This window comes from Micromonospora sonneratiae (genome assembly GCF_042679305.1).
Lineage (GTDB): Bacteria > Actinomycetota > Actinomycetes > Mycobacteriales > Micromonosporaceae > Micromonospora_H > Micromonospora_H sonneratiae.
Map to the genome: position 1 here is coordinate 1 of NZ_JBHTMP010000167.1, position 974 is coordinate 974.

Annotated in this window: 1 protein-coding gene; it reads right to left on the reverse strand. The window is 68.8% G+C overall.

Annotated elements, in window-relative coordinates:
• Positions 1-848 (reverse strand): hypothetical protein (locus tag ACFQ4H_RS34825; protein ID WP_377579544.1); only part of this gene is annotated, 848 nt, incomplete at its 3' end.
• Between the last annotated feature and the right edge of the window lie 126 nt (positions 849-974).

Consider the following 974-nt stretch of genomic DNA (forward strand, 5'->3'; position numbering starts at 1 on the left):
GGTTCGGACAGGTGGCGGCGGGCCAGGTCGGCGCGTACGTCCGCACCCGGCATACCCTCGCGCAACGCCCGGGACTCGATGAACGTCCGCAACTCGGACTCGATCGCCGCCCGCTGCGGGCCGTCCGCCCCGGCGTGCAACCGGGCCAACGCGTCCAACTCGGCCAGGCCGACGATGTCGGCGTGACTCGGCCGTAGCCGGCGTCCCGGGGTCGGATCGTTGACCAACGCGTCGACACTGTTCAACCGGCCACCGTGCATACCCAGCAGTCGACCCAACCGGCCACCCGTGGTCGCCCGTACCTCACCCTGGACATGCCCGATCGTCCGTGCCACCAGCCGGTCCAACGCCGCCGCGTCCAACCCGTCCAGATGGTTCGCCGCGAACACCACCCGGTGCACACCATCGCCACCCAGGGCAATCATCGCTGGAACGTCGCTGTCCGGGATCGTGCCGATGTCGATCTGATACGCCTCGCCCTGGCCGGGCTGTACCTGGAGTGTGTGTCCGTTCATGGCGGTGATCCGGCTGATGCCGTAGCGGCCGGGTTGACTGGTGAGGACGGCGGCCAGTCGCTGAGCCGACTCGTGCAACCGCTGCCCCAGCGCCGGATCGGGTGCCCCCGACGGCGGTGGCAACCGGTCCGCGACCCCGTCCAGGTCCAACCCGGTCAGGTCGGCCTGCCGGGTCGTGATCGACACCTGCCCACCACTGGTGTCAACCTCGACCCGATGGAACTGCACCGTCAGATCCCCCCGGGCCAACGCCCGATGCAGGTCGTCGAGCAGGTGCGGATTCTGCCGCAACTGCTGGTGCAACCGTGAACTGGTCTCCAACACGTCCCGCACATGCTGCGGCGTACCCCGCTCGGCGAAACTACCGTCCTGCAACAGATGCCGCGAACCACCGACCTGACCGGTCTCCACGATCACCAACCGGTGATTCGCCCGATCGAAACCCGCCGCCGCGAACTC